This is a genomic window from Microvirga sp. GN3, assembly GCF_055792825.1.
In genome coordinates, this window is sequence record NZ_JBVVAK010000284.1 from 1 (window position 1) to 5,198 (window position 5,198).

6 protein-coding genes and 1 pseudogene are annotated in these 5,198 nt (G+C 58.5%); 4 read left to right on the forward strand and 3 right to left on the reverse strand.

Features of this window, described 5'->3' with window-relative positions; genetic code table 11:
• Positions 1 to 355: transposase (locus tag ACS5Q1_RS46325; protein WP_473104530.1), on the forward strand; the 355-nt coding region annotated here is incomplete at its 5' end.
• A gap of 130 nt (positions 356 to 485) precedes the next feature.
• Here ACS5Q1_RS46325 and ACS5Q1_RS46330 read toward each other — a convergent pair.
• Positions 486 to 1,208 carry an FkbM family methyltransferase gene (locus tag ACS5Q1_RS46330; protein WP_473104531.1) on the reverse strand — a complete coding sequence of 241 codons (723 nt, stop codon included), beginning with the start codon at positions 1,206 to 1,208 and terminating at the stop codon, positions 486 to 488.
• 267 nt (positions 1,209 to 1,475) lie between these two features.
• Here ACS5Q1_RS46330 and ACS5Q1_RS46335 point away from each other — a divergent pair, with 267 nt between their 5' ends.
• The 3 genes from ACS5Q1_RS46335 to ACS5Q1_RS46345 all read left to right on the forward strand — a co-directional run bounded on the left by ACS5Q1_RS46335 (position 1,476) and on the right by ACS5Q1_RS46345 (position 3,701).
• On the forward strand, positions 1,476 to 1,760 hold the full coding sequence (locus ACS5Q1_RS46335; RefSeq protein ID WP_473104532.1) for a hypothetical protein: 285 nt from the start codon (positions 1,476 to 1,478) through the stop codon (positions 1,758 to 1,760).
• Between the two features lie 77 nt (positions 1,761 to 1,837).
• A complete protein-coding gene (locus ACS5Q1_RS46340; RefSeq protein ID WP_473104533.1) occupies positions 1,838 to 2,071 on the forward strand; it encodes a hypothetical protein in 234 nt (77 codons plus the stop codon).
• An 85-nt stretch (positions 2,072 to 2,156) separates the two neighbouring features.
• Positions 2,157 to 3,701, forward strand: coding sequence for a hypothetical protein (locus ACS5Q1_RS46345; RefSeq protein ID WP_473104534.1), 1,545 nt, complete (start codon positions 2,157 to 2,159; stop codon positions 3,699 to 3,701).
• 99 nt (positions 3,702 to 3,800) lie between these two features.
• Here ACS5Q1_RS46345 and ACS5Q1_RS46350 read toward each other — a convergent pair whose 3' ends face one another.
• Positions 3,801 to 4,292 (reverse strand): transposase, encoded by a 492-nt coding sequence (locus ACS5Q1_RS46350; protein WP_473104535.1) that lies wholly within the window; start codon positions 4,290 to 4,292, stop codon positions 3,801 to 3,803.
• Between the two features lie 20 nt (positions 4,293 to 4,312).
• Positions 4,313 to 5,198: pseudogene (locus ACS5Q1_RS46355) on the reverse strand (IS630 family transposase); the annotation flags it as partial.

Genomic DNA, 5,198 nt, shown 5'->3' on the forward strand with positions numbered 1-5,198 from the left:
GCCGCTGCAGCCGCAGCACCAGTTCGATCAGCTCTTCCTTCGTCAGGCGCTGCAAATCAGTGCGATCCATGGCCCCATGGATTCAGGCATTGAGCCTGCTGACAAGGGCGTGGGTAATTACTTCGCCCCGTCATTCCACCTCGCACCGGCGGCAACATGGGCAAGGGCTGCGCGAGCGTTCGATCCAGATCTCTACCGCAGACGCAACGTGATTGAGCGCTGTGTGGGATGGCTGAAAGGCTGCCGATCCATTGCTACCCGGCACGAGAAGCTCGCGGTCAACTTCGCCGCATTGGTGAAGCTCGCCTTCATGCGCCAGTACCTGCGCACAATTAGGCCGTCAGACAGGATCTAGGTGCAACCGTTTTTGGTCCCATACCCGACAGGCGCCTGAGTAGTTTAGATTATCGCTTCACTATGACCCCATAACCTGCGAGACATCATCACTTTCGATCAGCAACAGCATGCGCAACGGCGGCCTCCACTCAGATGGAGGCGTGGAAGTCAAACCACGCATTCGGGAACAAATGCGGGTAGCGGCTGCGGATATCCACAATAGAGAGGAATGTCTTCGAAATTTCCTCAAAGGGCATCCAGGGACCTGGTGCCTCCTCCCCAAAGGGGCCGCTCATCAGTCCGTTAAACTCATGCTCGCAGAATTGCCCCTCTAAGGGCGGCTTGGGCAGCCGTGAGAAGCGGTTGGAGTCCTGATTGACCAACTTGAAGCGCCGATAGCCGAGATTGAAAGCTTTCACCATCAAAGGGAAGGGGCCGAACTCGGCTGAAATGTGCTTCGGCAGATCCCCGAATTGTGCCAGGTCATCAAAGACAAGGCTGTCGGCGCCCTCAATATCGATCTTGATATAGTAGGGGCATCCGAAGCGGTCGAGGATCTCGCGGAAACCCACGGCTTGGACTTGGATCTCCTTGAAATCTGTCCCTGGGCGGGCTCCGAATGTCTTATAGGCCGAGCTCCAATCACTCACCGTCTCATTGACGTAGAACGGGATCGTGCCTTCCTTCTCGTAAATGGCGGCTTCGACAATCGTTAGCTGCCTGCGAGCAATGGCGTCCGCAAACTTCTCGCGGCCTTTCGCGGCCATGATAGGGTTCGCCTCAACCGCGACCACATCGAAACCCTTCTTGAGATAGAACTCGGTGTCATGCCCCTCATGCATGCCGAGATCAAAAATCAGGTTGGATTTCATTAGTAAGTTCCTGAGACAGGGACGGATCACACTTGAACCCGCGATAGCCCCTCTGTCAATCGCCACCTCTATTATAGAAAACCAGCAAACCGCCCTCTGGAGCAGCCCCCTTACCCGAAGCCCTTATGAAGGTCCCGACATTTAACTTGAAGGCGGACTGGCGCTTCCATGCAAAGATCCTGCAATTGACCCTATCACCAAGATCGAGCCCCCATTGAACTGACTGGGTCACGTCTACGCATCGTGTTCGCGGGACCGGACGGAACCGTGGCAGGGCAGGCGACGACGGAAAACGGCGTGTCCGTGCCGATGCTGTCTTGGGCAGTCGGGATCAGCGATGAGCAGCTTGACGAGCTGATGGAGCAGGCGACAGGGCTGCCTGCTCCATCGGCTACGGGGTTGGCCTCGGGACTGCGCAGCTACGATAAGGCGCTCGGCGCTCATTACATCGATCTTGGTGACCCGCGCACTGAGCTCGGCTTACAAAAGCTGGTGGACGAGAACCTGATTTCATCGGAGCGCAAAGTGGCCGTCATGACAGGGGTTACCTAAGATCGCAACAAAATGCCTTTGCGTGGCATGAGAGGATGGGCTATCACTCTCAATCGCATATGAAATAAGTTAACAATATGACGTTGTCTGATAGCGCCGATCGCTGGCCGATCAAGGGCATCGCCTTTGTTGTGTTTTGTTTGATCGTCAACATCGCGATCGGATTCGGGCTGTCAGCCTGGGTTGATCGGGTGGTCTGGAATCGACACTGTGACGGGCTGGTCACTGCCGGTCTGCTGGAGTCAGGGCCGGATAGAAGCAAAACTGGGGAGTTGCTCTGCTATGCTGAGCGGACGCGGTCCGCCGAGTAGGCGTTGCCGCTGAACTACATGACGGCCGCCTCTAGGCGGCTTTTTCTTTACATCGACTACGAGGATACCACGACTATGTCGACTCATGCGCTATATGGGGACCCGTCGTGAATTTAAGAGAGTGAAGAGAGACGGTACCGTGGGCATTAAACCGTTGCGTTCGCCAATCATCGTTGGACTTGGACTGTTCCTTGGATTGGCGGTTTTCTTCCTTTTGTCCGAGAAGATCCAAGCCTACGACGGCATGGGATATGACGGTGTACCTTATGTCGGGATCGCACGCTCGCCATACCACTTCTTCCTCCAAAGTCAGTCAGGCTACCTGTTCCAACGGTTCTTGCCGTCAGTTATTGTTGGGCTGCCTCTGCGTCTGTTCGCAGATCCAGTGCAGGCGCCGCGGGAGCTGGCAATTGCAGGCTTCGCTCTTTGGAACGCAATCTGCATTGGCCTGTCGGCCTATTGGCTGATCAAGAGCGGTCGTCTGCTCGGCATGCGGGATGAGTTCATTGCGTTTACTCTTATCGGCCTCCTAGCCTCCTTCGCCCTGCTCAAGTTCCCGGCCTACTATCCAGTGCTGACCGACGTGACCGCTTTTGCAGAGGGCTGCGCGCTGCTCTACGCGTTTTTAGCACGGCGGCTCATCTGGATGATTGTTGCCTTCGCGTGTGTCTTCTTCACTTGGCCGTCGGCCGTTCTGCCGGCCGCTTGCCTTCTGGTTTTTCGGCAGGTCGATGTGCAGGACAGCGGCAACGACGGCATTGCTCAGCCTTGGCGTGTCGGGCTTGCTCTATTGGGGGCGGCAGGTCTGGGCACTGCCAGTTACCTCAGGCTGCGCGAGGGGAACTACATCACGCCTGGGGGGATGACCACTCAGCCCCTGACGCAACTACTCCCGTTGAGTTACGCGGTTCTTGTGCTCTACCTCGGCGCCGCCTTCACCTTTATCGCCGTGGCCACGAAGATGTCGCTCGCGACGATCTGGTCATCGCTGCGCCTCGCACTGCTCATCGGGCTTGCGCTGTTCATCAGTCTTTTCCCGGTAGTGCGGGACTACCTGTTCCAGCCGATCCCGAGGATGGCGGACATTGGAGATTTCGCCCTCTGGGCTATCCTCACCCATGGCATTGTAGCGCCCGGAAGGTTTTTGGTCACCAACATCATGTATTTCGGTCCACTTCTGCTGGTTGCCATATTGCTGTGGCCCCGGATCTCTCGGTTAGGAGCGGAATGGGGCTATGGTCTTGTCGCTGTTCTTACAGTGGGAGCGGCACAGGGCATTGAGACCGAATCCCGTCACCTGATGTTCTATTGGCCCTTTGTCGGAGTTGTTGCCGGCCGAGCGCTCCAGGACAGGGTGCCGCAGCTGAGCGCGGGTGCACTGCTGGCCTTCGGCGCATTATGCTTGCTGGTCTCGCGTGTCTGGCTGCCGATCGGTGGCCATCCTTATGGCAAGATCCCTGACCCGCAGAACAGCTTCGCAGATCAACGGTTCTTCATGACGCAAGGGCCTTGGCTAACACATGAGTTTTACGTCGTGCAGCTTGTCGTAGTGGGGGTCTTAGCGCTCCTGTTGATCACCGCGATACATAAGGGGCAACGTTCCGACGGAAGGCCGCCAAGCCGGTACTAGCGCGCAGTTTGAGTTGGTATTCGTCCGACACATGCTTTCTCAAATCCATTATTGTATCGAGGCTGCCTCAGGGTGGCTCACTAAGAGGATGGTGAGCAATTATCTTTCGCCTTTGCGTGTGAGGCGCCGCAGCAGAATGCGGCTCATGGCGAGATAGAGCAGAATCACGCCGGTTTCGACGAAGCGCTCATAGTCCTTGGCCAGCCGTCGATTGGTGGTGAGCCAACCGATCGTTCGCTCGACCACCCATCTTCGCGCGAGCACCTGAAAGCCACGCGGTCGGATTGGCGGCTCCGCGCCGATCCGTGTCCAGACACCGCCGGTCCACCAATGCTGCGGGATGGATAATCTCCAGCCCAATGCCCACTGAAGCCAGTCCTTCAGCCCACGATAGGCGGTATCCGCCCACATCAGTTCAATGGCCGGAAACAGATGCTGCAGGTCAGACAACACAATCTCGGCTCCGGCGCGGTCATGGATGTCGGCTGGATGCACGCTGTTCTTCAGCAGTTCGCCTTGCGTATCAACGAGAAGATGGCGCTTGCGGCCTTTCACCTTCTTGGCGCCATCGTCCCCGCGTGGTCCGCCCATCTCATACCAAGTCCCCCTGATCAGAACCCGTGTGCCCAATCACGCAAGCCGATGGACATGATGGTCCAAGGCTGGTCGACGAGCTTGGTCCAGGCCGCGCAGCAGTGATCGAGAATATCCGTGTAGGATGTGAAGATCCGGTTGGAGATCCAGTTCTCCCTCAGATACTGCCAGATATTCTCCACTGGGTTCAGCTCGGGCGCTTTCGCCGGCAGCGGCACCAGAGTGATGTTGGCCGGCACCTGCAGTTTGCGCGAGACATGCCAGCCCGCCCGGTCCAACAGCAACACAGCGTGTGCCCCAGGCGCCACCGCCTGCGCGATCTCGGCCAGATGCAGTGTCATCGCTTCGGTCGTGCAACGGGGCAGCACCAGGCCGGCTCCCTTGCCTTGCGCCGGGCAGATCGCCCCGAAGATGGAGGTGGAGGCGGTTCGCAGATCCCGCGGGGCCGAGGGACGCGTGCCGCGTTTGGCCCAACGCCGCGTGATCTTGTTCTTCTGGCCGATGCGCGCCTCGTCGGCAAACCAGATCTCTAGCGGCTTGCCGTTGGCCTCGTGGGTCGCGATTTCCGCCACACGCGCGGGAAAGTCTTTTTAAAAGCCGCCACGGCGGCATCGCTCTTGGCGTGATGACGCGGGCGGGCCGACAGCTTGCGATAGCCGAGCGCGCGCACTTCCCGGCTCAGGGTCTGCTTGGAGATTGGCACGCGGTGCTCATCCCAGAGCCACTGGATCAGATCGACCAGTCGCCAGCGCACCACCCCATGCACGGCCGGAAGGGGTCCGCTTTCGATCATGGCGGTGAGGGCTGATCGATGGGCATCAGTGAGCCGGGAGGGCTGGCCCGGCGGCTTGCGGTCGATGAGACCGTCCGGTCCCTGAGCATTGAACTTGAGCACCCAGTCGC

Excerpts from the sequence above, each read along its gene's own strand:
- ACS5Q1_RS46330 (WP_473104531.1), bottom strand. The coding sequence starts at position 1,208 with ATGAAATCCAACCTGATTTTTGATCTCGGCATGCATGAGGGGCATGAC.
- ACS5Q1_RS46340 (WP_473104533.1), top strand. The coding sequence starts at position 1,838 with ATGACGTTGTCTGATAGCGCCGATCGCTGGCCGATCAAGGGCATCGCC.
- ACS5Q1_RS46345 (WP_473104534.1), top strand. The coding sequence starts at position 2,157 with ATGCGCTATATGGGGACCCGTCGTGAATTTAAGAGAGTGAAGAGAGAC.
- ACS5Q1_RS46350 (WP_473104535.1), bottom strand. The coding sequence starts at position 4,292 with ATGGGCGGACCACGCGGGGACGATGGCGCCAAGAAGGTGAAAGGCCGC.